Below are 25,553 nucleotides of genomic sequence, written 5' to 3'. Positions count from 1 at the left end.
ATTCATTAAGCTCCCAGCACATCCGAAATCATCACTTTACGGCCCGTCTTAGCGCTTTCCAGGGCGGCGAGCACCATAGCCATGCTGTAAATATTATCGCTGCAATCGGTCTCCGGCTTCGTCCCGTTCAGCAGGGAATCGAACATATGCTCAAGGCATCCATGATGACCGATCTTCGCCATGTCCGGGAGCACTCCATTTATGCGCTCATATTTCCGGATAAACTGGCCTGTCTGATCACTAGGGGCGACAACCTCCGCATAAATCTCGTCATGTCCGTCCCAGATGGCGGTGCCCCTCTCTCCCGTCACCCTCCATGCAGCTTCCCATGAGGTCTGAACCCCTTCCGCGCACCATGAGCCGCGGTAGTTGAACACCGAACCATCCGACATCTCATAGATGCACACGGCCATTGCATTGCCGGCATACCAGGACCCCGGCGGGTTAAATTCGTGACAGTATACGGATACCGGGTCCGCTCCGCTGATCAAGCGTGCTTGGTCGAACGTGTGGATCGCCATATCCAGCAGCAGCGGGCTATCCATGACATCCCGAAATCCGCCGAAATGCGGCCCTAGGAAAAAATCGGCTGCCATAAAACCCGGCTTTCCGATGGAACCGCTGTCAATCAGCTCTTTAAATGCCCGTATGCGCGGATCAAAGCGGCGATTTTGCATGACGGCATGCGTCCTCCCGGTTTCTTGAGCTAGACGCACGATTTCCAGACATTCCGGCATGGATTCAGCGAGCGGTTTTTCACTAAAAACATGACATCCATGCTTAAGGGCAGCCGTGCTGATTGCATAGTGGCTGGCAGGGACGGTTACGTCAAATACTACATTGGCTCCGGTCGATTGGATCGCGTCGGTGACATCGGTAAATACGGGACATACCAGGCCGTGGCGGTCTGCCATGGCACGGGCGAATGATTCCTGGATATCCACCAAACCTACGATTTCCGTATCTGCTCTTCCTTTTGCATAGTCCACCCATGTGTTCGACATATGGCCGCATCCGGCAACAACGACTTTAAATGGCTTGGTCATGATCTCATGCTCCCCACATCAGATTTTTAGGTGCTCCATTGCATCGCCGGGCAGAGAAGATCTGGCAATCTGCCCGCCTTAGTCGACTTCTCATTGAGATAAACACCCGGTTGAAATCATTCGAATATTGGCTTACTGTAAATGAAGCAACTTCATTATATAAGCAGATTTTTTGTTAATCTCTATATAACCTTGTGCATTACCACTCTGATCTTGCGGTTTGAGGTGAGCCCATGTCCAATCCGAAAGAGCTGCACGAAAACACCAGGCTTGATTATAAGGCCTACCCGGTACAGGTCTTCCGCAACTTTAGTCCGAACGCGCGAAGTAGAGACTGCATCCTGTATCTTCATTGGCACGAGCACTTCGAAATCATTCGCATGCGGGAGGGGCATGCCGTCTTTCATATCGACACGGCGCCGTATGCAATGAAGCCCGGCGATGTCATGATAATTCCTGGCGGTTGCCTCCATGTCGGCTATGCAAGCGAGGATGGGGATGTTCGATTTGATTGTATCGTTGTCAACGGGTCGCTGTTCAACGACTTCATCCATGACCCGCTCCATACCCGCTATGTAGCCCCGTATCTCGAAGGAAAGCTGAGATTCCCTATTAAGCCGTCCGAGGCCAATCCGGTGATCCATGATTACGGTAGACTGATCGAAGAAATCATCGACGAGTTAAGCTCACGTCCTCCCGCGTACCAGTTGATAGCCAAAACCAAGCTTTACACCCTTTTCGTAGAGCTTGCAAGAGCCTTTCTGCCCTCTCATCTGGCGGAGAAGCCAGCGGAGACGTATTTTGCCAATCGTGAGCGTTTCAAGCAGCTGATCAGCCGGATCGAAACCGAAATCGGCGAGAAAATCTCCGTGGAGGAGGCGGCCGCGCAGGTTGGCTTGAATCCCTTCCATTTCTGCAAAATGTTTAAAAGGCTTACCGGCCGGACCTTCGTTGACTTCGTCAACCTCACCCGGATGAACGAGGCTGAGAAGCTGCTTCGCGAGCGCACCTTAACCATCACGGAAATTGCCGGGATTGTCGGCTGCAGCAATCCGAATTATTTTACGAAGCTGTATAAACAGTACAAGGGGATGACCCCCTCTCAGTCCAGGTCTGCAGCGGAATAAGTGGGATGCTGGTCATTTGGAGGGGGGACTTTTGGGGGTAACTTTGGAGGGCAATGCTCGGGAGTTACTTTTGGGCGCTCACCAGTCCCTTTCCGGGACTTGCTGCGGGCGCAGAGCTGCCATTTGCGCTCACTTGTCCCTTTTCGGGACTTGCTGCGGGCGCGGAGCTGCTTTTCGCGCTCACTAGTCCCTTTTCGGGACTTGCTGCGGACGCGGAGCTGCTTTTCGCGCTCACTAGTCCCTTTTCGGGACTTGCTGCGGGCGCGGAGCTGCTTTTCGCACTCACTAGTCCCTTTTCGGGACTTGCTGCGGGCGCAGAGCTGCTTTTCGCACTTACAAGTCCCTTTTCGGGACTTGCTGCGGGCGCGGAGCTGCTTTTCGCGCTCACTAGTCCCTTTTCGGGACTTGCTACGGGCGCGGAGCTGCTTTTCGCGCTCACTAGTCCCTTTTCGGGACTTGCTGAGAGCCTGGACTACTTATCGCCTGGACAAGTCCCTTTTCACCACATCGCCGCAAAGTTTCGCCAATAGAGCCTACTCTTTTACACGCACAAAGGCTCGCTGGAACAGCCGCTTCGCTGCCCATCGAGCCTTTGTTACAACATGTACGCTCCATCCATGAATCTCATCCTACTATCGAATGAGGTATTTGTGCAGACCACTCGCACTCCGACACCGAATATTACCGATCCACCAGCCACCAACTAACCGGCTATCAGTCTTCTACCCGCACTGTACACCTGTATCCAAGCACAACCGTGGAACCGATACTTACACCGCCGAGTCGCCAGGTTACTGTTAGCCCTCGTGACAACCGCATTACCGATCCGCCGGACCATACCTGCAGGCTGCCAATCTCTTGTTCACCTGTACACCAACCACCGACTCTCCGCTCACTTATTTCTGTTACCGAATCACCAAACCATCATGCATGGCTTGTCGTCCGAGCTTCGACGCTGATCATCGTGCAGCAGTCATCATTACACCGCGCGCCGGGAGAGGCACGCGGTAAGAAAACTCATCGCTCACTCGATTCCAATTACAGAATCACCAGAATACTAGTTATCTGTTCATTCTCACTTCAGCCTCGGGTCGACCTTTCAAGATGACCGCCCAATCGTTGACCACCTCCGAGCCGCCCTACACTTGCCCCGTGGTTCACTCAGTATGCTTTTGGGACCTCTACGCTTCTTGTCTTCCCGTCCCCGTTCGTGAAATAGAGAAGAACGCCGTGATCCTGATCATCAAGAAAATAGGAGACGTACTTGTTCTCGTCCTTTTTCATGGGAACGAGCAAAGTTACAATCCGGTGACTCCTCGCCAAATTCGTTTCGGCATGCAAATGCCATTGCGGGTCCAGCTCTTTAATCTCCTCCGGATCAACGCCGGTAAATTGATTATGCTGCGACAGTGTTAGATCGCCGGATGAACTGTAAACGAACCGGCCTTCCATTTCCGCCTTGATTCCCGCGACTCTGAAGGTCTGACCCGAAAGCTTCATTCGATGCAGCGTATGGAAGAGCCACTCGACGCGGGCCGGCTTAGCCAAGTCCACCGTATCGACAATGACGAAATAAGATTCGTCATAAAAGTAGATTTCCCGCACATACCTCTCCAGGTAAGGAACATGCTCGAAGTAAGCGTCTGTCGCGTTCATACGCGCATATCCGACTCCTTGTGAGGATTGGACCTCTTCTACCTTGCCGCTCGCCTCGATACAGCGCACCTTATCCTTGCCCGCATACTGGCCATGTCCATCGATCAGGATGTTGTTCGTGGAGCGGGTTTGCCGCCGCCAATTCATATGCATCGTGCTGCCGTAAGCAATGTAATACCCGCTTTCGATCGCCAGCGGCTCGCCGAAGGCATGCAGCAGAAATCCGTTCTGGTCGCCATGGCTGTGACTGATCGAGCCGTACGGACTGCTTTTTGCCAGCAGCATAATATGCTCATCCGGATCATCCATGCGGTGATGCATGGCAACCCATCCGATGTCGCGGAACCATTTGACGGCGCGAATCGTACCCGTGCCGCTGACTGAATCCTCGGTCGTCCACTTTTCAGAATTGTTTCCCTTGCTCCACCTCTCTGGCTCTTCGATAACCTCCGCTTCAGACTGCCTTATAGCCTCACCTTCTGATTCCCACACCGCTATAGCGGGGGCTAACGCCTCGATCTGCGGGTAATCATGCCGATACAGCATATCGTCGAACCGGAAGTCCCACCAGCCATAATTGTAAAATTTCGAATCGGCGTCCTTGTCGGCTTTTGCCACCTGCTCAAAATACCATTGATACAACCCGTTACCTGTAATCCCCGCAAATTGGCGAATGTTAAATGCTGTTTTCAAGCTGACCGGCTCCCCGAGATAGGACTGGTCGCCGAAGCTCGCCCGAATCGTATCCGGACTGCTGCAATACAGCGGAAAATCTCCCGTTCGCGCAAAGAACGGACGTTTATAGAAATCGATCGATATATAATTGCGGATCAAATTCAACGCATCGATAACAAAGGCCATACCGGTCGTCCAATAGAGCGGACCCTCCGCCCAGCCTCCATCCTCTCCTCCCCACGGGGAGTATAAGCAGGCGTAGTATTCCAGCGTGTAATCCAGCCATTGCTGCGCCTTCGGCTCTTCATGCAGCATGGCGATACAGGCGGGTACCAGCACGGACGATAGCGAGCGGACGGCATGGCTGTCGAAGGGAACATGATGAATTTTAGAGCGTTCCATTACATGATAAGCAACCTGCTCCGTACGTCGCAGTAACGCGCTTCGGACAAGCTTGATTTCTTCGGCAGACAGCATGTCATGCAGCCAGTCATAGCCCCATGCGAGCGCACCGACCATTCTAAACGCAGCCTCGTCGTTATAATCCCTCGACGTCGTCCCCTCCTGATCCCAGCCTGCCGCATGAAGCAGCCACTGTTTCGCTTTTGCAAGGATCTGATCATCCTGCAAAATAACGCCGGCCACGCTCAAATGCCGAATCGCGTACAGCGTCTCCTGGCAATCCATGTACATCTGTCTCCATAAACTCGCCACCCGCTTATGATCCGGATACGGCTTCGGCTCCGGAATGAGCGGCTTCTCCAGCCAGGGTACCACCGACTTCTCGTAAAAAGCTTTCCAGCCGCAATCATCATCCTCGCGCTGCAGCCTCTCGCGGAATGCGGTGATTCCGCTGCGATCCAACCACAGACGTGGATGTGACGCCGAAGTGTTCAGATAACGGTCGGCTCTGCCGGGCAGAGGCGTTTCCGGGAGCCCCTCAGGCACCTCAAACCGACGGATTCGGCTCCATGAGGTTCGTCCTCGCAGATCATCGGTCGGAGCTTCCCCTTCACTTTGGTTCATCAGTGCATATCTCCAGTAATACGTACCGGGGGCAAACACATGATCCGGCGTATACAGATTATACGGGATGTCCGTGAACGTCCTCGTCACGCCCGGCTCGAACGATGGCGACATTGATGTTTGCAGAACATAGCAATCGTTGTCCAGCTGCCCCGGCATCCAGGTGAACCTCGGGGGATTTTCGAGCAGCCTGGTCTCTTCGTTCGGCTGATATGGCACAGACAGACGCCCGCTGTGCGGTTCGAATAAGGTCTTCATGATTGCACCATCTCCTTCAGTCCTTGGCTGGTCATACGGAAGCTTCTTATAGATTTGCCATCGGACAGCGTCAGCCGACCGCCTTCCTTTGAAGCCTTCCATTGCAGCTCTACGGGCCTATCTCCGCTTCGGTATACTGCTATAAAACGGGACCTCTCTCCTTTCATGCGCAAGAGAATCCCTTCCATCTTCCGGCTTGGATCATCCGCGGTTCCAGGCGATTCCACCTGCACGCATTCCATGCCCTCAAACGGAACGAAGGACACGGAGGCGCTAAGGCCTGTTTCGCTCGTGATCCCCAAATCAAGCTGTCTCCGCCTAATTCTCAATCTGTGCGTGAGCTTTGCCGAAACGTAACCATAGCCATCTTCCGTTCCGAGTTGACGCGGCCAAACATCGTCTTCCGGCTCCTCGTCCGAGTCGCGAGTTTGATGATCGCCCCCGGCATCGACCAAGTTCCCGCTCCCAATATAATGAAACCACCAATCCACTACCTCCGGCTTCTCCGTCTTCACCTCAAACCAATCCAGAAGCCACCCTTCGGTTAGCAGTAAATGGCGATCCAGCACGGCATGCTCATAGGCTTCTTGCGTGCGGAGCCAAACGTAGGCGCAGCTTTGCGATGATTCATAGCGCACGCATGCGCCTTTGGATGGGAGCTGAGAACGTTCTCCAATGGATACCGTATTATGGCAGGCTGTATGAAGATACCACGCCTTTTTCAGCTTTGAGCCATAGGGTACGGTCCCACGATCCGGCGATAAAGGTGCTCCGTTGATATGAACCATAAGATTTAGTTTGTCAAAATGGCCGTGTGAGCCGCCATGCGGTCCAAAATCGACAAGGGCCTGAATACCGTTCCGAGCCTCCGTTCGTAATAACGCAAATCCGCTGTGCGGAAGGATGATACTAGAGACTACAGGCCCTGCGGAAGCTGCAGACACAGGTCCGCCCATCGTTCCGTTCCAACTGCTTTTACCATAGAGGAGCGCCTCCAGCATGCCGATTCTCCCCTGTTCGCCGTTCATATCGCGATAAGCGGCGGCGAGCAGCCCGCGGTAGCTCCCATTCTCATACACCGTCAGGCCGATCTCCATAATTTCAGCGATTTCTCTGGCATACGGTACCCGCTTATAAGGACCGTCGTGCAAAGCCGGCAATACGCCGTTTCGGTCTGCCAAGCGGACAAGTACAGTCAGCATACCTTCCATGGACTGTCCATCTCCGCCAGTCAACGCATATACATCCTCGCCAAGTCTTGAGCCCATTTCGGCCGCAATGAGATAGGCCCGCAGAACAAAAACGTGATAATACACGCTCCGCTCGAACTCGAGCTGATCCGGCCGGACCGCGATGCTCATATGGTGCTTTAACCCGCCCTCACAGCGGATCAGCTCCCTCATTTTCAGCTTGTCGCCTTGCACCGCGTATATACAAAATAACGCCGCGATAAGCCAAGCGGTGTAATTGTTCTCCGGATTTCCCCGCTCCCGGGTCAACGCTCGATGGTATTCCGTCATGCTGCTCTCCAACATGTGAAGGAACTCGTTAAAGATCCGCGACTCCGCTTTATCGAAGCGCATGCCTTCATCCCGAAGCAGCAGGTAACCTCTTAGAATCGTTGTCGTCCAGATCGCTTCCGTCAGGGCCTGATGGAACGCCCTGCCTTTCAGCATCCAGGGCTGGGCATCCGGATGGACCGGATATAAAGGAAACTGCCTGGCATAACGGAGGAGCAGATGTTTGCCGAATTCGCTGTATCCTCTCTCACCCGTACCCGCGTAAACAGCGGCAGCTTGAAGGATATATCTGGCCATCGCCTGATGCTTAAACACGAACCACGCTCCCCGGTACGGCTCGCCCTCCCATCTGCAGCCATACGGGCAGCCATACACTCGTGCGTTCGCTTCCAGCGGGTCAAAGATCAATTCCGTATGATGAACGGGACACACATATTGATGCCACCAGCCGCCGGGCTCCTCTGGTACCTCCGGATTACTCGCAATGACCTCATCAAGCTCAGCCTTCAGCAGACGGAGGGTCTCCCGGCTCCATTCATACCGCCGCGATTTTTCCTGAATTCCCATAAACTCTCTCATCGCATAAACATGCCGCCGTTGATCTCGATTGTTTCGCCCGTTATGTAGGAGGCCAGATCCGATACGAGAAACAGGATCGATCCCGCCACGTCATCCGGCGTCCCTTCGCGCCCCAGCGGAATGCCTTGAACCGTTGCCTTCCGTGCTTCATCCGAGGTAAACGTGGCATGAAATGCGGTTTGTCCGATAAAGCCCGGGGAGACGGCATTGACGTTAATGCCGCTTGCGGCAAGCTCCTTGGCCAATCCTTTGGTATAGCTGATCACGGCAGCCTTACTGGCTGCATAAATGCTGGCTCCGGGTCCGCCGCCGTTATGGGCCGCCACCGATGTCAGATTTACGATGCGGCCGCCTCCGGCCGATTTCATGCCGGGAATCACCGCTTTACTCACGAACACCGTGCTTTTCATATTGACATTCATCACGTTGTTGTACAGCTCTTCCGTCATTTCGGCATTGGAGAGCCGCTGGACCAAATGACCCGCATTGTTCACCAAGATCGTAATCCTGCCGCCGAATGTGCTCTCCACCTCGCGAACGAGCCCCTCCACTTGCTCGATCTGCGTGACATCCGCACGGAACGCATGCGCCTCGCCGCCGCTGCTCCGAATGTCCATTACCGCCCTTTCTGCCGCTTCCTTGCTGTTCAAGTAATTCAGCGCCACCTTAGCGCCGCTTCGGGCCAGCATGATCGCGGCCGCCCGCCCGATGCCTCCGCTCGAGCCCGTTATTAAGGCAATGTTTCCCGATAAGTTGATTTGCATAAGAATCCCTCCTGATTGGTGTCAAGTTGATCTCCCGTTACCCACTCTGAAGCAGCGTCACGTTTGCAGCTGCTTCAGCCTGCTCTCCTGATCATTAACGCGTTCCATCCGCGGCATCGTCATCACGATCTTGGTTCCCGATCCCGGCTGACTGCGGATCTTGATGCCGTAATCCTCGCCGTACACCATCTGTATCCGCCGATGTACATTCACGATCCCGATCCCGCCTCTGCGGCGGGCATTCCGTCCTTCATCTTCGTCCATGAGACGGTTTTTCTCCAATCGCCGGCGCAGCCGGCCGAGCTTAGCCTCCGGAATGCCGGAACCGTTATCCTCCACGATCACCAGCAGCTGATCCCCTTCGATGCGGGTGTCAATTCGGATATAATGCCACGGCTCAATCCCCTCCGGAAACGCATGCTGAAAAATGTTCTCGACGATCGGCTGCAGGGAGAGCCGGACCATTTTTTCCAGCAGCAGCTCCGGCGGCGTTGCCACCTCGATTTCGAAGTCCCGTCCGATCCGGTGCTTCAGGATGATCATGTAATGGCGGACATGGTTGAGCTCATTCGCGATCGTGATCTCCTCCAAATTCGTCTGAATCGAATATCGGAGCATGAAGGCCATCGACTCCACCATCTCCGAAATTTCATCGGAGTCCTGCACGATCGCATAACAGTTAATCGTTTCGAGCGTGTTATACAGAAAATGCGGATTGATCTGCAGCTGCAGCGCCTGGAACTCCGCCCGCTGCCGCTCCAGCTGAATGTTCTGGAGCTCCAGCTGCGTTTTCTGATTGTGAAGCTCGGTATCGTATACCTGCTCGATCATGTCCGACAGCCGGCTGACCATCAGATTGTAGCTGTGGATCAGCCCTCCGATTTCATCCTCACGCGGCTTGGCGTCCGTAATGTGGGTCCAATTTCCCTTCTCTGTCTGGCGCATGCCGTTCTTTAAGTTCCGTATCGGATCGACGATGGATTTACCGAACCGGTATGCCAGGACAAGCGCTATAATCAATGTGACAAATCCAACAATCATCGTGGTCGATCGGATGCTAGAAATGGGCGCCCTTAGCTCCTCCAGCGGCATCATAATGACCAGGCTCCATCCCGAATAATCCGATTGCCTCGATATGATCATCGTGCGCTCGCCAAGCACCGGTTCAATGAAGCGTTTATCCCCTTCGGCAATAATGCGCTGCGGCAAGCCGCCTGCCGTAATCCCGTTCATATCAACGTGATCCGGTGCATAGACCACCTCACCCTCGCGGTCAAGGATGAAGAAAAAGCCCTGTTCACCCAGATCAACGCCATTCCATAGGCTCGACAGCTGGTTTTCATTAAACTCGATAGCGAGAACGCCCTTTACGTCATACGTGCTCATGCCGCGGATTTTCCGGGCGACCGTAATGACATTGCCGCGATCTTGTTCCAGCAGACTCGTCTTGAGAATGGCGATCTCGCCGTTGTCCGGCGTCTTCTCCATCAGCTCCTGCAGCCGATCCGACGGATCAATCGACATGGCGGAGAAATTTTGATTCTGATCGAAGATCGATCGGCCATGGTACCCCAGGATGTACATCATATGCGTTTGGGTCGGATACTGAATAAAGATTTTCTGAAATACGTCTTTTCGGATCAAATGGGTGAACCGGTAATGCTCGTAGCTGTCGGCCGGGTCCATATCCAGAAATTTTTTTACCGAATCCTGAAGGAGAATGGTATTGCTGATCCGCTCGAACATCTGCAGCTGACTATCCGTCTGGCGTGCGGCATTCGTTATGACAGTCGTCATATATTTCTCCACCTGTTCATCAATGGCTTCGGACGATTTGAGGTAGAAAAACACGCCGACGGTGGTCAGGGAGAATAGTACGACAATTAGGAAATACAGAAAGATTTGGCGGGACAAGCTCCTTCTCATTATTCGATCCCCAACAGCTCCCGGTATTCGGAAGGGGTGTATCCGGTAAATTTCTTGAAGGTTTTCGTAAAATGGGGATGATCCGCATAGCCCACCTCAAACGAGATGTCCGTTATTTTGTAATGCGGGATGGCAAGCAGCTTCTTGGCCATCTCCATCCTTTTCTTAATGCGGTAGTGCACGAAGGTTTCATCCGTCAATTGTTTGAACAGCTGGCTGAAGTAAGACGGATTCAATCCGAGCATATCCGACACCTCGTCTAGCGAAAGATCCTTGGACAAATTGCGCTCGATATAAGCTTTGGCTTCCTCGACGGGCTCTTTGGCATTGCCTTTGCGCTTTGCCCGGATCTGCTGGACGGTCTGCTCCACGGCTTGCCGGAATGCTTGAAACATATTCCCCGGATTGCCGGACTCCGCCTTAAGAAATCCCGCCATTCGCTCAAAAGTGTATACATCCCTGCTGTTTAGCTGCTTGATTAGTTTCGCATACAGCTCACCCAGCAAATCCTGAAGCTGAATCGATTCGAGCTTTCGTTCCTGGCAGTATTCCTCGATTTCTTGAAGCCTTACCTGGATTTCGTTCATTTGCAAATGCCATACGGCGAGCTCCAACTGCTCAAGCCAAGCTTCCAGCTTGGATAATGGAAAATACCCCCGCTGCTTCTCAAGCAGCGCCTTCCGCTCCGTCATGAGCTTGCTGATCGTATGGTGCACCACTGATTTGGTAACCGGCTTCAGCAAATACTCCTTCACTCCATATGACATGCATTTCTGGGCGTACTCGAAATCCCCGTAACCGGAGACGACGACAACCGTGATATCGCCATAGTGCTCATGCAGCTGCCGGCTAAGCTCCAGACCGTCCATTTTCGGCATACGGATATCCGTGAAGATAAAATCCGGCCGGGCTTGTTGGATCGCTTCCAGCGCCTCGATGCCGTTGCCGGCGGTTTCCGTCAGGATCACGGAAGGATCCGCCTGAGTTATCAGTTTGGTAAGGCCCATTCTTATCATAGGTTCATCGTCAACGACCAGAACGCGGTACATTCCCATTCCCCTTTCGGATTAGCGAGTGTGTATAGGGTTAGCAAGATACTCCCCTGCAATGGATAAGCAGAGGAGTATCTTCCACCCTATACTAAAACAAGCTCCACTTATTCGAAAGCGTTTTCTTTTTCGTTAAATCGCTTCGTTGCCTCCTCGATGATCTCGCTGCCGCCCTTTGACAGGTACTCCTCCAGCACCTTGCCGTAATCCTCGATCGGCTCCCGGCCGTATACCATTCGAAGCACATGCTCGAGAATCAGCGGCGGCAGCTCGTCGGATTTCGGAGTCAGCTCCGGATATTTCACCATGGCTTCCAGCCTCGGATCGAATTCAATTCCCCGGCGCCCTTCGCTTGCAAGCATATGATCGAACGCATCGATCAGCGCTTTGCCGGAATCGGACAGCTCGGATACGCGTTTGTTGTAGGTTGTATCCTGAACCATCCACAGCCAATAGTTTAGATACCGCATTTTATCCGCGCCGGCGGCATCCGTTGGAACCTCGAATACCGGCTTGCCGTCCGTTACTTGATAATCCTCGCCTTCAATGCCGAAGCTGAAGTACAGCTCCGCTTCTTCACTGACCATCCAGTTGAAGAACTTGACGATATCCGCTGCCTTGTCCTTGGCTTTTGCGTTGATGAAGAAGGACCGCGTAACCGGGTTATAATGGGCATATCCGCCCTTTCCGTCCGGGCCGACAGGCGACGGGATGAGCGCAACCTCCGCCTCAGGCACATTTTCTTTAAGCTGAGTCCCCCAAATCGGGAGTTCGTTCGCATTCATGGACCACATGCCAGCTTTGCCGCTCGTGACGATGGATTTGAAATCCGCGCTCTCGATCGTTGCGAACTCCTTGCTGATCAATCCCTCTTCATGCATCGTTTTGTAGATTTGGATTGCCTTCTTCATATTCTCCTCATCGAAGAAGCTAGGCTTTACCTTGCCGTCAGGGAATACTTTGAACTGGTTCAGATAACCCAGCACGTCATAAGCGCCGAAGAAGGTATCGGCATATTTAAAGTTCTGCCGGCCGGCATAAGGCTGCTCCACTCCCGCCTCCTTGAATGCACGCAGCACATCCAGCGTCTCTTCAACGGTTGTCGGAACCTCCTTCCCGACCTTCTTCAGCAGATCGGTGCGAATCCATGTCGCGCGCCGGGACGGGTTAGACAGGATCTCCGGAATACCGTATATATTGCCTGTCTTGGAATCGGTCATCCGCTTCCAGGCCTCCTCCGGGATGAATTGAAGCAGGTCCTGACCATGCTCCTCGAGCAGATCATTCAGCGGGAGGAACACGCCGTTCTCTACAGCGCCCGCGAGCTCCGGACCGCTAATCCCGCCGGTACCTTGAACGACATCCGGAATGTCGTTCGTCGCGAACATCTGGACCATTTTATCCTGATACTCGTTATGCGGGATCAGCCGGATGTCCAGGTCCGTGTTCGTCATTTTCTCCAGCTCCAGCACGTATTTGTCCTTGTTGATATCCGGATTCTTCTCCACGTAGGATACGTTCAGCGTTCGCATGGAGATCGAGAATTTCGTCGGCCCTCCATCAGTACCCCCTTGCGTTTCGCCGCCCACTCCGTTGGCTCCGTTACTGCCGCCGTTATTGCCTGAACAGCCTGCCAGCATGGCAAGCACCAGTCCGGCCGTGATCACACGTCTCCAGCGTTTACTCATAAATCCCCCTCTTTTCAAGCTAGAATGTCCGCTATATAATAGCGCTTTCAAACCTAACCTCAGTATAGAGAGCCGTTATGGTAGTCACAAGGAATGTCTTTGGCCCGGTTTGTCGTTTTTTTAGAATCATTCTTTGATCGAACCGATCATCATCCCATGGATGAAGAAGCGCTGCAGGAACGGGTACAGGAGGATAATGGGCAGCGTGGCGACAAGAATGACGGCCATCTGAACGCCCTGCACGGATTGGGAGCTCGCTTCAAATGCCATGTTCCCCGTATCCGTCATCCCCTCGTTAACGAGGAGCTCCCTCAGCTTCACCTGGAGCGGATACTTTGCACGGTCGTTGATATAGTAGAGCGCATCCATATACTTGTTCCAGTTGGTCACCGAGTAGAAGATCCCCACAGTGGCAAGCGCCGGCTTAGATAACGGCAGCACGATGCTCCACAGCGTCCTAGCTTCGCTGCACCCGTCGATACGCGAGGAATCGATCAGTTCATTCGGAATTTGAGCGAAGAAGGTCCGCAGCACGAACAGGTTAAAAGCACTTATCGCCGTCGGCAGCATCAGGGACCAGAGGGTGTTCACCAGGCTCAACTCACGCATCAGAATAAATTGCGGAATGAGTGGAGCCGTAAAGATCATCGTCATCAGAATGAACACCATGATCGTCTTTCTTCCCACGTACTCCGGTCTCGAAAGCGGGTACGCAAGGGATGCGGTCGCCGCCAGATTGATGAATGTCCCCAGCAATGTGATGTAGACGCTGATCCCGAACGCTCGCCAGATCGAAACATCTTGGAACACATGCTCATAATACGCCAGCGTAAATTCTACCGGCCAGAACATCACCACGCCCCGATCGATCGCGCCCGGACTGCTGAACGATTGGGCAATGACGTTAAGAAACGGCAGCAGCATGGTCAGCGCGAGAAGGGTCAGGAACATATAATTGCCTGCGAGAAACAGCTTTCTGCCGGGACTATCGTATTTCACCTTCGTCACCCCCCTCTAATACAGCGACTCGCCGGTCGCTTTCTTGCTGATGGCATTGGCTATCGCGATCAGGAACAAACCCACCACGGATTTGAACAGCCCGATCGCGGTCGCGTAGCTGTACTGAAGCTGCTGCAAACCGGCCTTGTAGATATACGTATCCAGAATTTCGCTGGATTGAATGTTGAGCGGATTCTGAAAAACAAAGACGCGCTCGAACCCGTAATCCAGAAAATCGCCGATCTTCAGCAGGAACAGAATCGTAATTACCGGAAGCAGCGCAGGCAGCGTTATGCTGAGCGTCTGACGCCATCTTCCCGCCCCGTCGATGTTCGAGGCTTCGTACAGGTCGGGGTTGATGCCTGCCAGCGCAGCCAGATAGATGATTGTCCCCCACCCGACATCCCGCCACAAGCCTGAACCGACCAGCACGGTCCGGATATAGGAATCTTCGCCGAGGAAATAAATCGGCTCAACGCCGAACCATCCGAGAATGACGTTCACGATTCCCGAGCTCGGTGATAAAATCCCGACGAAGATACCGCTTACAATTACCCACGACAGAAAATGCGGCGCATAAAAAATCGTCTGAATGATTTTTTTGTACAGCACGAGTCTTACCTCGTTCAACAGCAGCGCCAGTACGATCGGTGCCGTAAAAGCAAACAAGATGTCGTACGTTCCCAGCAAAAGCGTATTGCGCAGGATTTTCAAGAAATCATAATGCGAGAACATCCGTTCAAAATGCTCCAGACCGATCCACGGGCTCTTCGTAACGCCTGCGAACAGATTATAATTCTGGAACGCGATCACGGAGCCGAGAAGCGGCACGTATTTGAACAGGACGAAGAACAAAAGTCCCGGAAGCGAGATCAAGTACAGCGCCTTGTACTTCCACATGAAGCCTAATACGTTCTTGCGTTTATTCTTGAGCGTCCCCAATCCAGCCGCATGATTTCGATCGGCCATCCTTCCTCACCTCTTGTTTCTCAAATTGGCCGGCGCATGCTCATTAATCGGAATCTCGTCAAATCGGATGCTGATGAACTCGGGCTCCCGTTCGATAATTCGGGACAGCTCCCTGGTAAAAACCTCGACGATTTCTTCCTTCTGAGCATCCGACCGCCCTTCGTACATTTTGATCGTAATTTGCGGCAACGGCATTCGCCTCCCTTGCTTATGGTGTGAATATGAATACTCATATCCTAAGAGCCCGGCTAGCCATGCAGCAATGGAAGATCATCGGCTCCTTTGTGTTTTTTTTAGGCGAAACCACCGGGCTTGTGTTTTTATAAGACGCGCTTGTCATTTTACTAGAAGTTCGATCGGAAGTATGGAAAAAGAAGGCTGCTTGTGGAACAATGAAGCAAACCCGAGCGATTATGATCGCATCAATCACGATCCGAACGGAGGTAAATCATGAGCGAAAATCATACAGAGGGCCGCGTAATATCGGAGGCGGGCCGCCTCAGCCCGGGGCATGATGCCCATGCGGGGCTGTGGAGGCTGCTGGAGGATAAGCTGTCGAGAATGGCTGTCCAGCTGGCAAATAAGGTCCCGCACGCAGCAGTGAACGGCAAATACGATTCAACCCGCATTGACTGGTGGACATCGGGTTTCTGGCCGGGCATGCTGTGGATCATGTACGATATGACCAAGGATCCCGCGTATAAGGAACGAGCATGGGAGTGGGACGTCAAGCTGGAGCAGGCTTTCTTTTCACAGAACAACTTCCATCATGATGTTGGCTTTCAATTTCTGCCGACGGCGGTCATTAAGCATAAATTAACCGGTGATCCGGATGCCAGGCGCAGAGGACTACTGGCAGCTACGATGCTAGCAGGAAGGTTCAACCCGGCGGGTCGTTATATCCGGGCCTGGAACACGGTTGATCGGACGGCTTGGAACCACGGCAATGAAGGCTGGTCCATTATTGACTCCACAATGAATCTTTCCCTTCTCTTTTGGGCATCCGAGGAGCTGGGCGATCCGAGATTCGCCCATATCGCCTCCCAGCAGGCCGACACAGTGATCGAGCATTTCATTCGAGCCGACGGCTCTGTCAAGCATATTTGCATCTTCGATCCCGTAACGGGAGACTATATCGGTGCGCTTGGCGGCCAAGGCTTCGGACCGGACTCGGCTTGGAGCAGGGGGGCTGCCTGGGCTTTGCACGGCATGGCAAACACTTGCCGGTATACCGGCGACGCCAAATACCTTGATGCTGCCAAACGGGTTGCGCATTATTTTATCGCCGCGCTCGGTGAGGAGGGAGTTCCTGCCTGGGATTTCCGGACAGAGCTTGTAGAGGCTTCAACATCATCAGATACGGAGCTCGAGCCTCCGGACACCTCCGCTGCCTCCTGCGCCGCCTCGGGATTGCTCGAAATCGCCGCTCTCGTACCGAAGAACGAGGCTTCGCTTTACATACGACATGCCGTAAAAATCATGGACTCATTAACCGAACGATACGCCGAATGGGACGATCCGGAGTACGAAGGCATTCTGAAAGGGGCAACCGGCCATAAGCCCGCGGGTCAAAATATCAATGTGTCGTTGATATACGGCGATTACTACTATCTGGAATCGGCCGCAAAGCTCATGGGCTGGAAGCAACGGATCTTCTGATCCGACCATGGAATTGTAATGCCAATGCTTCGCTTCCAATCGGCTGCTTCCTGCTTTGATCTTAATGCCTGTCCGATACGCACGATCGCGTCAAAACTAAAAACAGCAAGCGCCTTCCCTGGCGCTTGCTGTTCGTTATGTTTGTATCGGGACGGTACCCGTGCGTTCGATCGGCAATCGAATGAAGAAACAGCTGCCGTGATTCGCTCCTCGGCTCTCAGCCCATACCTGGCCGCCGTGGGCGGTTACCAGGCGCTTCACGATGGCAAGCCCCATTCCGCTTCCGCCGCTATTCCGATTCCTTGATTTATCCCCACGATAGAATCTTTCAAAAATAAAGGGCAAATCGTCCGGATTGATGCCTTGGCCGTTATCCTCGATACGCACCAGTACATGCTTATTCTCGGCTATAAGCTCTGCTCGCACACGTCCCCCCATAGGGGTATGTCGAAGGGCATTGCTCAGCATGTTCACCAGGACCTGGTGGATTCGATCGGCATCGACCATCGCAGGCATCGGCGGTCCGCTGGTATACTTCAGCTTCACCTGTTTTTCAAGATACATGGGCTTGACCAGCAGCACCGCCCGCTCCATCAGCTTCGACATATCCTGCCTGGCTAGGCAAAGGCGGAATTCGGGCGATTCCATATCATGCAGATCCTCAAGCTCGGTGACGAGATCGATCAACCGGTCGATCTCGTGCAAGCAAGTGCGAAACCGTTCAGCCGTCGGCTCCCAGATTCCGTCTTCCAATGCACGGGTATGGCTTTTTAACGTGGTTAACGGCGTACGAAGCTCATGCGCGATATCCTGGGTCATGCTTCTGCGAAGCTGCTCCTGCTTCTGAAGCTGCAAAGCCAACTCGTTAAGCGAACCTCCAAGCCCGGCGAGCTCATCTTCGCCATCTACATGAATTCGGGTGGCCAGATCACCTCGCGTCATCCTCTCAGCCGCTTGCTTCATTTGAACCAGCGGCGCGGAGATACGTCTTGCCACGTAAATGCCGGTCACCGTGGCAAGGGCGATCGACAGTATGCAGGTCAGTATGATCGACTGCATCTGAGCCTGTTCCAGATGGTAGTTCAGCTGGTCGATCCCGTGCCCTTCCGCGGTCTGCTGCTGATACATCGCGATATGATAATGGTTGGTCAAAATGCTGATCCCGGTAAACATAATCAAGATCCCGGTCGTGATGCTGATAATGATGGCAGCCAGCCGCAGATCCAGCCTTCGCTTCATGATTCCTCGCCTCCGAACCGGTAGCCAAAGCCGTACACCGTTATAATAAACCTCGGTTGTTTGGGATCCTGCTCGATCTTATGCCTTAGATTTTTGACATGCTGATCTATGGTGCGGATATCGCCGTCATAATCAAAACCAAGAACCCGTTCAACAAGCTCCTCACGGGAGAAATGACGTCCCGGATATTTCGCCAGCAGTACAAGGAGTTTATATTCGTTTGGCGTCAAGCTCACGGCCTGTCCATGGCAGGTCACCTCGTGCTTGCCCGAATGAATGACAAGGGCCCCGTGCCGATACACCGTAACATCTGACAGCAGCTCGGCATCATCGCCGGACCGTCTCAAGATGGCCTTGACTCGTGCAAGAACCTCCCTCGGATCGAACGGCTTCAGGACATAATCATCCGCTCCGGAGGAAAAGCCCTTGAGCCGGCTGCTTGCTGCGGATTTCGCCGTCAGCATCAGGATCGGAACCGGGCTGAATGAACGGATGTGGGCACAGAGCTGCTCGCCGTCCATGTCGGGCAGCATCAAATCCAGGATGATCAGGTCCACCTTTCCGTCCCGCATATGCTCCAATGCTTCCTTAGCATTTGCCGCCTCCAGCGTCCGGTACTGTTCTCTTTGGAGATACGACACAAGAACTTCCCGGATGTTCGGCTCATCATCGATGATTAATATCGTCCTCATTCCCGACTCTCCTTGCTGGAATTAATCTTCATGCCTTGAGTTGTTCTATTTTTATTTAGGGATGCTCCAGGCGTCCCGGATAATCCGAATCATCCGTTACGTCTGAACCGGTATCGAGGCGGGCTGAGCGGGTCTGCTCAGCTTCTTCATGCTTAAATAATACGCTGTTCCAAGCGGAATAAGCGCCCCCAGCCAAGCCAGCGGATTGGCGAGACATGCCCCGGGGAACCCGATCAGAGCCGACAGGAACATAGCGGCAACGACGCGCATGATCAGCTCCATAATGCCGGCGACGGTAGGGATGAAGCTTTGGCCAAGCCCTTGCAGCGAGAACCGGTAAATGAACAGCAAAGATAAGAGCAAATAGGTTGTTCCGTTCGCTAGGAAATACTGGCCGCTGAGATCCAGCAGCTGCTCCTGTCCCTGACCGACAAACAAAGAGACGGCGGCCGGACCTGCAACAATAACAAGCACCCCCACCAGGATGCTAAACGATCCCGAGAGCAAAATGCATTGCTTGACGCCTAGCCGAATCCGGTCGATCCGGTTCGCCCCGAAATTTTGCGCCGCAAAGGTTGCCATCGTAACGCCGAAGGAGTTCATCGGTTGGGTAGCGAGCATATCGATCTTCTGAGCCGCTGTGTAAGCCGCAACTGACAGTGCGCCAAGACCGTTCAGCGTAATCTGAAGAATAATCGCCCCGATGGCGATGATCGATGCCTGAAAGCCCATCGGGAAGCCCACCCGCATATGCTGGCCAATAAACGTCCAATCGATCGACCAGTCGGCCGTTTTGAACTGCAGCAACGGAACCTTTTTATGGATATAGATCAGGCAGAGCAGACAAGAGAACAGCTGTGAGATGACAGTTGCTAGCCCGGCACCCGCTACGCCCATCTTAAAGACGAGTATAAACACGAGATCCAGCACAATATTCAGAATACTTGCGATAACCAGAAACAATAGCGGAGTGCGGCTGTCCCCGAGCGCCCGAAGCAGGTTGGCCAGCAGGTTGAATAACACCGCTGCGCCGACGCCAGCATTGATTACGATCAAATACGAATAAGCATCATCCAATATTTCAACCGGCGTGTTCATCATGACAAGGGCAGGCTTCGTAAACACGATACTAAGGATGGTCAGGACGATCGTGAAAACGATACTGATCCAAAAGCTCGTGCCGACGCTTTTACGCACACCAGCAATATCCTTTGCCCCGAACCTCTGCGCGGTAATGATGGAGAGGCCTGCCGTCAGGCCTTGCGCAAAGCCGATAATAAAAAACATAATGCTTCCGGTCGAACCGACGGCCGCCAGTGCGTTCACGCCGATCGTGCGTCCGACAATGAGCGTGTCGGCCATATTGTAGAATTGCTGAAACAGATTGCCGATTAACAGCGGGATCGTGAACATGATGATCAGTTTAATCGGACTGCCTTGTGTCATATCTTTCATGAGTGCTCTCCTATGATGTGAAGTTCGCCATTCAACATCTTTTTTCTAATATGTATGGTTTCCTGCTGCACACCGGGTCGCTTATCGGGCGATGGGTCTTCCGGGCAGCACGAATGCTGTTTTCTTGTGTATCTTATCATGAACAACGGCAAAAGTGATGCAGGTTTATATTCAAAATCTAAATAATTTCCATGGCACTGCCTTTCCGATCATCGTATGGCCATTCGTAGATAGGGATCTAACGTATCCTCTTATGGAAAAGAGGCCAGCCGTTGGCAATCCGGCTGACCTCTCGCTATTGGGCAGTATTGCATTCTTCAAATGGATTTGATATCAAGCATAAGCGGATAAGGCGCACTTCGGAAGAAGGCTAACACCGTTATGCTTCTTCCACCCCAAGCTTGTCCAATGCCTGTTTGGCACGAGATCGCGCTTCCTCCACCTCGCCTGCGGTCGACAAGGCCACCGCTACTCTTCTGCCAGCCTTTGTCACAGGCTTGCCGAATAGACGAACCTGTGTGCTCGGTACCGCGAGCGCCTGCTCGGCGCCCGTAATCTTGTAGTTTTCAAGCTCACCCGGTGCTTTCAACGGACGGCTGGCGCCCGGGGTGATCAGCACGATTTCCGGAATCGGGTAACCGAGGATGGCCCGGACATGAAGCGCGAATTCGGACAGATTTTGCGTGACCAGCGTAACTAATCCGGTATCATGCGGGCGAGGCGATACCTCACTGAAATATACTTGATCCTCGGTCAGAAACAGCTCGACGCCGAACAATCCGAAGCCGCCCAATTCATCGGTAATGGCCCTCGCAATGCGCTCGGCTTCCTTCATCTGCTGCTCGGATATCGGATGAGGCTGCCAGGATTCGATATAGTCACCGCTTTCCTGCACATGTCCGATCGGCGGACAGAAGCTTGTCCCGCTCACCGAACGAACCGTTAACAGTGTGATTTCCGACTGGAAGGTGATGAACTCCTCGATGATCACCCGGCCGTTCTGTACGCGCCCGCCTTCCATTGCATTGTTCCAGCATGATTCAATGTCGCTCTCCGATCGGCAGACGCTCTGCCCTTTCCCTGAAGAGCTCATAAGCGGCTTAATTACGCAAGGAAAGCCCATCTCCCTTACCGCGACCTCGAATTGTTCATAGTTATCCGCAAAGCGGTATCCGGCCGTCGGCAATCCGAGCTTCTCCGAAGCAAGCCTGCGGATGCCCTCCCGGTCCATCGTCAGCTTGGCCGCTCTTGCGGTAGGAATGACGCGGAAGCCCTCCTCCTCCAGCTTCACTAACTCGGATGTGGCCAAGGCCTCAATCTCGGGAACGATCAGATCAGGCTGTTCCCGCTCGATGACTTCCCTCAGCTTGGCGCCGTCGAGCATATCGATGACGTAATGGCGATGCGCGACGTGCATGGCAGGCGCGTCGGCATATCGGTCTACCGCCACGGTCTCCAAACCTAACCGCTGCGCTTCGATAATGACTTCCTTTCCGAGTTCTCCGGATCCCAGCAGCAGCATTTTTTTCGTTTTATACATCGTTCTCCAGTCCCCTTTTCAAAATAGAAATATTAAAAAGAGGTAAGGGAAAATAAACTTCCCTTACCTCTGCCCAGGCGTACGGCTGTCGTCATCCATGTGCTCCCTCATGGTTCCCCCATGCAGCGCCAGTCACACATCGACCTACTCATTGTCAGCTAAATCATACTGAATATTGAGCATGAATGCAATATGAATGCAATATGACCGCTCATGACAATCACCGAAAGCGGCCACTGACCAATCCGTTCCATGCGCGCAAGTTACCAAATCTATCGCCCTTTCATTGATGAAAGCGCATCCAGCACATATAATAGGGGGGTGATCAAACCTTACAGTCAATTGAAAGGAGACTTGCCGTGCTCCCCTATTCTGTCCAGCGTCAGGACTTTGCTTTTGAACACGCCATCATCGGAATGGCCATCGTTTCAATCGACGGAGAAGTGCTTCAAGTCAATTCGGCTTTGTGTGAGTTATTGGGCTGCTCCAAACAAGAATTAATGGATGGAGCGCTGAAAGCGACGAACATCGGCGGAATTCAGGAAGTGATTAGGCACAAGACGGGAGATTTCCAGCTCAAGCCTTCTCAGGTGACCGCACTCCAAGTTGGCATGAAATACGAACATCCTGCCGGACGGAATCTGGATTTGAAGCTTCACTTTTCGGCATCCGCTGAAGCGCAATCGCCGTTCCGCCATTGCTTGGTCCAATTTGAGAATCTCACCCCTGTTTACGAGCTCCAGGAACAGCTGACACAGAAGGAGATGAAACTGGTTGAGAAGGAAGAAGGCTTCCAGCAGCTCCTGGAAGAGCTCCCGCTTTCCGCGCTCATTACAAAGTACGGCATGATCCAGTACGCAAATCAGGCGACGCTACGGCTGCTTCACGCCTCGAATGTCTCTGACGTGCTCGGAATTTCAACCGATGTCGTGGTTGATCCCTCTTCGCATCATAAGCTTGCAAGGCGAAGAACGCGTTATGCGGAATATCGGGAAATCGGACCCGTTACATATCTTATCCGCTGTTTGGACGGTCAACAAAAAATCGTCTCCGGTATCACGCTGGTCACCACCTATAGAGGCGAAAAGGCCGCACTTAGCATATTCAAAGATATCACAGAGCAGAAGATGGAAGAGGATCGCATCATGCAGTCCGAAAAGCTGACGACAGCAGGACAATTGGCAGCAGGAATCGCGCATGAGATCCGTAACCCGCTCACGTCAATTAACGGCTTCATTAAACTCCTTCGTTCGTCGGAGCAAAGCAATAAGCTGTATTTCGATATCATCGAATCGGAACTCAAACGGATCGAGCTGATCGTCAATGAACTGCTGGTGCTATCCAAGCCGGAAACCTCCCATGTCAGCAAGCCATTTGACGTGCTCGGCATCGTCGAACAAATCGTTACCCTGATGAAGGTCCAGGCTGCGCTGAACAATATCGAGATCATCCCGCGTTTCCCTGCCGAGCCTGTATACGTTCACGGCGAAGCGAATCAACTGAAGCAGGTATTCATCAATTTGCTGAAGAACGCCATGGAGGCGATGGATCAAGGAGGAACGATCACGCTGACCATTCAGCAAAGCGACAGCGATGTCCATATCATCGTCCAGGATGATGGTATCGGCATGACGCCAGAGCAGATCCGGTCGTTGGGACAGCCCTTCTACACAACGAAGGATAGCGGAACCGGGCTCGGATATATGATTACGAAAAACATCATCCATAATCACGGCGGATCGATCCATGTGGAGAGCTCCCCGGAGCAGGGCACCAGCTTTACGATTCAGCTGCCTGCTTTATAGATATTAGCGAAAAGGCGACAGCACGACATAACCGGTGTAATAAAACATCTCCCGAAGCAGGAATGGAACCTTGCTCCGGAAACTTTGATATGCACTTCGATCCGTTGGTGACGGATATGCCTTCATTCCGTAATCGTCCGCCATCGTCATCGCCCGCTTCATATGAAGCCGGTCGCTGACGATCAAATACGTGGACAAACCTTCTTGTTCACCGACCGCTTGGGCATGGGACAGGTTCTCTTCCGTTATCTTTGACACCGTTTCGATCAGAATGTCTGCTTCCGGAACTCCCCGGGCAATCGCGTAATCCCGGGCAACCTCGGATTCCGCCGACTCAAGGTCCGATCCCCGTCCCCCCGTAAAGATCAGCTTATCCACATACTGATGCTTATACAGCCATAAGGCATGATCAATGCGTCCCTGGAATACGGGGGAGGGTTTATCGCCCCACACGGCCGCTCCAAGTACAATGGCGGCATCGGATTTTACAGGCTCGGTCTTTGCTCCGTAAGTCCATATGGCGACGGCCGCATAAACCATATATGCCATGATAACGGCAGCAGCTGAGAGGACGATTCGCCGGATCGTCTTTCTTCGGCTTCCTACGACTTTGCGAGACCGATTTACATTATTCACAAACTCCCCCCCGATCTTCCTCGAAAGCCTTTTCGCAGCAAAGCGTTGATTTTTAAATTGATAGGAGCTGAATCCGTTCAATACGACTCCATTCTACCATACCGGTTCTCTCCCCCGGTATTTTCATTAGGTTATAAGCTCCTTTACCGGCTTAAGTCCACTAGGTGCGAGGATCAAGGACGGGTTAGATGTAAGCGATCGATGCACGAATTAGATATACGGATTAGATGAATGGGGCAGAGGTAAGATCGAGGTGGAGCGGCTCGAAGCCGGAGCAGCGACTAGATCGAGCTAGCCACGACGCTTGCCACGCAAAATGAAAAAACAGGGATTCAAAGCATCCCTGTTTAACCGTCGCCTTTAGCTGAGATTTATCCTTTCTTCTCATCCGAATACAATTCTTTTCAGCCATGACATTGCTAGCCCACGATCTCGTACTTCGGCTTCACGTTATTAAAGTCGGGATTTTCACCGCTAACCATCAGCCCCATCCCCCAATCAAAGTGAACATTGGCCGTCGGCAGATCCGATGCATCCCGATATTGGAACAACACGTTTCGCCTTGTTCGCTCGCTGCGGTTAACGTCCGACCCATGGATGGTCAGATAGTTGAAGAAGAGTACATCTCCCGCCGATGCCGGACAAGGTGTCCCTGACGATATCGGATATTCCTTGTGGTTCAGGTAATACGAGCCTACATGAGGAAGTATTCCTTCTTTGTGGGAACCGGGAACGACACACAAGCATCCGTTCTCCGTATCCGCATCATCCAGGTGAATGCTTGCCGCAAGCATGGTATGATCACGATGAGGGAAGTAAGGATAATCCTGGTGCATCGGAAAGGCTGCCCCGTTTGAGGGAGGCTTCACCAGCATTTTGGAATGATGAAGCTGCACATTCGGTCCGATAATTTGCTGCAGTACGGCGGTCATTCGCGGGTGGATGGCGGCGCGCATGAAAGCGGCATCATGATAGTGTACGTCATGAAACCCTTTCAGCACCAGCTTCTTCAGCTGCTCGGGAGGCAGATAATCGCCCTGCCAAGCGTGGTTCTGATCCGCCTTGGCGCGCGCCGCCCTCCGGATAATCTTCTCAACCGCTTCCCGCATCTCTTCCACTTCCGCCGGATCGAACACGTTCCGGACCAGCAGATACCCATAATCTTTGTAAAATTGGACATCTTGTTCATTAATCATGCCTTAGAAACCCTCCTCAATCTTGTTTTGGTTCTGGTTTCATTATAGG

General features: G+C 52.9%; 19 protein-coding genes and 1 riboswitch. Of the genes, 3 read left to right on the top strand and 16 right to left on the bottom strand.

Features of this window, described 5'->3' with window-relative positions:
* Positions 1–5: 5 nt before the first annotated feature.
* Positions 6–1,046 carry a Gfo/Idh/MocA family protein gene (locus MKX76_RS06185; protein WP_341033228.1) on the bottom strand — a complete coding sequence of 347 codons (1,041 nt, stop codon included), beginning with the start codon at positions 1,044–1,046 and terminating at the stop codon, positions 6–8.
* Positions 1,047–1,279: 233 nt separating this feature from the next.
* On the opposite strand from MKX76_RS06185, the gene MKX76_RS06180 reads away from it, so the two are divergent.
* Positions 1,280–2,173, top strand: coding sequence for a helix-turn-helix transcriptional regulator (locus MKX76_RS06180; protein ID WP_028407275.1), 894 nt, complete (start codon positions 1,280–1,282; stop codon positions 2,171–2,173).
* Positions 2,174–3,334: 1,161 nt separating this feature from the next.
* Here MKX76_RS06180 and MKX76_RS06175 read toward each other — a convergent pair.
* From MKX76_RS06175 to MKX76_RS06135, 9 genes are all read right to left on the bottom strand, one after another.
* Positions 3,335–5,788, bottom strand: a complete 2,454-nt coding sequence (locus tag MKX76_RS06175; RefSeq protein WP_007130102.1) for a DUF4962 domain-containing protein — start codon at positions 5,786–5,788, stop codon at positions 3,335–3,337.
* Positions 5,785–7,875: a heparinase II/III domain-containing protein gene (locus tag MKX76_RS06170; RefSeq protein ID WP_028407273.1), complete on the bottom strand. Its 2,091-nt coding sequence runs from the start codon at positions 7,873–7,875 to the stop codon at positions 5,785–5,787. The genes MKX76_RS06175 and MKX76_RS06170 overlap by 4 nt, the downstream gene beginning before the upstream one ends.
* An 8-nt stretch (positions 7,876–7,883) precedes the next feature.
* Positions 7,884–8,651 (bottom strand): SDR family NAD(P)-dependent oxidoreductase, encoded by a 768-nt coding sequence (locus MKX76_RS06165; RefSeq protein ID WP_007130104.1) that lies wholly within the window; start codon positions 8,649–8,651, stop codon positions 7,884–7,886.
* A gap of 57 nt (positions 8,652–8,708) precedes the next feature.
* Positions 8,709–10,580 carry a cache domain-containing sensor histidine kinase gene (locus MKX76_RS06160; RefSeq protein ID WP_028407272.1) on the bottom strand — a complete coding sequence of 624 codons (1,872 nt, stop codon included), beginning with the start codon at positions 10,578–10,580 and terminating at the stop codon, positions 8,709–8,711.
* Complete coding sequence (locus MKX76_RS06155; RefSeq protein WP_007130106.1) at positions 10,577–11,626, bottom strand: response regulator; 1,050 nt, start codon at positions 11,624–11,626, stop codon at positions 10,577–10,579. The genes MKX76_RS06160 and MKX76_RS06155 overlap by 4 nt, the downstream gene beginning before the upstream one ends.
* A 107-nt stretch (positions 11,627–11,733) precedes the next feature.
* Positions 11,734–13,314: an extracellular solute-binding protein gene (locus tag MKX76_RS06150; RefSeq protein ID WP_007130107.1), complete on the bottom strand. Its 1,581-nt coding sequence runs from the start codon at positions 13,312–13,314 to the stop codon at positions 11,734–11,736.
* Positions 13,315–13,440: 126 nt separating this feature from the next.
* Complete coding sequence (locus tag MKX76_RS06145; protein WP_007130108.1) at positions 13,441–14,313, bottom strand: carbohydrate ABC transporter permease; 873 nt, start codon at positions 14,311–14,313, stop codon at positions 13,441–13,443.
* A 15-nt stretch (positions 14,314–14,328) separates the two neighbouring features.
* Positions 14,329–15,282, bottom strand: coding sequence for an ABC transporter permease (locus MKX76_RS06140; protein ID WP_007130109.1), 954 nt, complete (start codon positions 15,280–15,282; stop codon positions 14,329–14,331).
* A gap of 6 nt (positions 15,283–15,288) precedes the next feature.
* On the bottom strand, positions 15,289–15,471 hold the full coding sequence (locus MKX76_RS06135) for a tautomerase family protein (protein ID WP_007130110.1): 183 nt from the start codon (positions 15,469–15,471) through the stop codon (positions 15,289–15,291).
* 372 nt (positions 15,472–15,843) lie between these two features.
* Between MKX76_RS06135 and MKX76_RS06130 the strand changes: the two genes are divergently transcribed.
* Positions 15,844–16,941 (top strand): glycoside hydrolase family 88 protein, encoded by a 1,098-nt coding sequence (locus tag MKX76_RS06130; RefSeq protein WP_232239450.1) that lies wholly within the window; start codon positions 15,844–15,846, stop codon positions 16,939–16,941.
* 135 nt (positions 16,942–17,076) lie between these two features.
* On the opposite strand, the gene MKX76_RS06125 is transcribed toward MKX76_RS06130, so the two are convergent.
* The 4 genes from MKX76_RS06125 to purT all read right to left on the bottom strand — a co-directional run bounded on the left by MKX76_RS06125 (position 17,077) and on the right by purT (position 21,867).
* The gene (locus tag MKX76_RS06125) at positions 17,077–18,180 is read right to left on the bottom strand and encodes a sensor histidine kinase (RefSeq protein WP_007130112.1); all 1,104 of its coding nucleotides are present in this window, start codon (positions 18,178–18,180) and stop codon (positions 17,077–17,079) included.
* Positions 18,177–18,872 carry a response regulator transcription factor gene (locus MKX76_RS06120; RefSeq protein WP_007130113.1) on the bottom strand — a complete coding sequence of 232 codons (696 nt, stop codon included), beginning with the start codon at positions 18,870–18,872 and terminating at the stop codon, positions 18,177–18,179. The genes MKX76_RS06125 and MKX76_RS06120 overlap by 4 nt, the downstream gene beginning before the upstream one ends.
* Before the next feature lie 96 nt (positions 18,873–18,968).
* Positions 18,969–20,327, bottom strand: coding sequence for an MATE family efflux transporter (locus tag MKX76_RS06115; protein WP_007130114.1), 1,359 nt, complete (start codon positions 20,325–20,327; stop codon positions 18,969–18,971).
* Between the two features lie 379 nt (positions 20,328–20,706).
* The gene (purT, locus tag MKX76_RS06110; protein WP_007130115.1) at positions 20,707–21,867 is read right to left on the bottom strand and encodes a formate-dependent phosphoribosylglycinamide formyltransferase; all 1,161 of its coding nucleotides are present in this window, start codon (positions 21,865–21,867) and stop codon (positions 20,707–20,709) included.
* Between the two features lie 64 nt (positions 21,868–21,931).
* Positions 21,932–22,013: riboswitch (ZMP/ZTP riboswitch) on the bottom strand.
* A 213-nt stretch (positions 22,014–22,226) separates the two neighbouring features.
* On the opposite strand from purT, the gene MKX76_RS06105 reads away from it, so the two are divergent.
* Positions 22,227–23,672 (top strand): PAS domain-containing sensor histidine kinase, encoded by a 1,446-nt coding sequence (locus MKX76_RS06105; protein WP_007130116.1) that lies wholly within the window; start codon positions 22,227–22,229, stop codon positions 23,670–23,672.
* Between the two features lie 3 nt (positions 23,673–23,675).
* On the opposite strand, the gene MKX76_RS06100 is transcribed toward MKX76_RS06105, so the two are convergent.
* Positions 23,676–24,308: a YdcF family protein gene (locus MKX76_RS06100; RefSeq protein ID WP_034275186.1), complete on the bottom strand. Its 633-nt coding sequence runs from the start codon at positions 24,306–24,308 to the stop codon at positions 23,676–23,678.
* Between the two features lie 419 nt (positions 24,309–24,727).
* Complete coding sequence (locus tag MKX76_RS06095) at positions 24,728–25,504, bottom strand: phytanoyl-CoA dioxygenase family protein (protein WP_007130118.1); 777 nt, start codon at positions 25,502–25,504, stop codon at positions 24,728–24,730.
* Positions 25,505–25,553: the final 49 nt, after the last annotated feature.

The organism is Paenibacillus sp. FSL R5-0810, assembly GCF_038002285.1.
Classification (GTDB): Bacteria; Bacillota; Bacilli; order Paenibacillales; family Paenibacillaceae; genus Paenibacillus_AQ; species Paenibacillus_AQ lactis.
The sequence above is the reverse complement of the archived record's forward strand: the minus strand, read 5'-3'. Positions and strand labels throughout refer to the sequence as shown.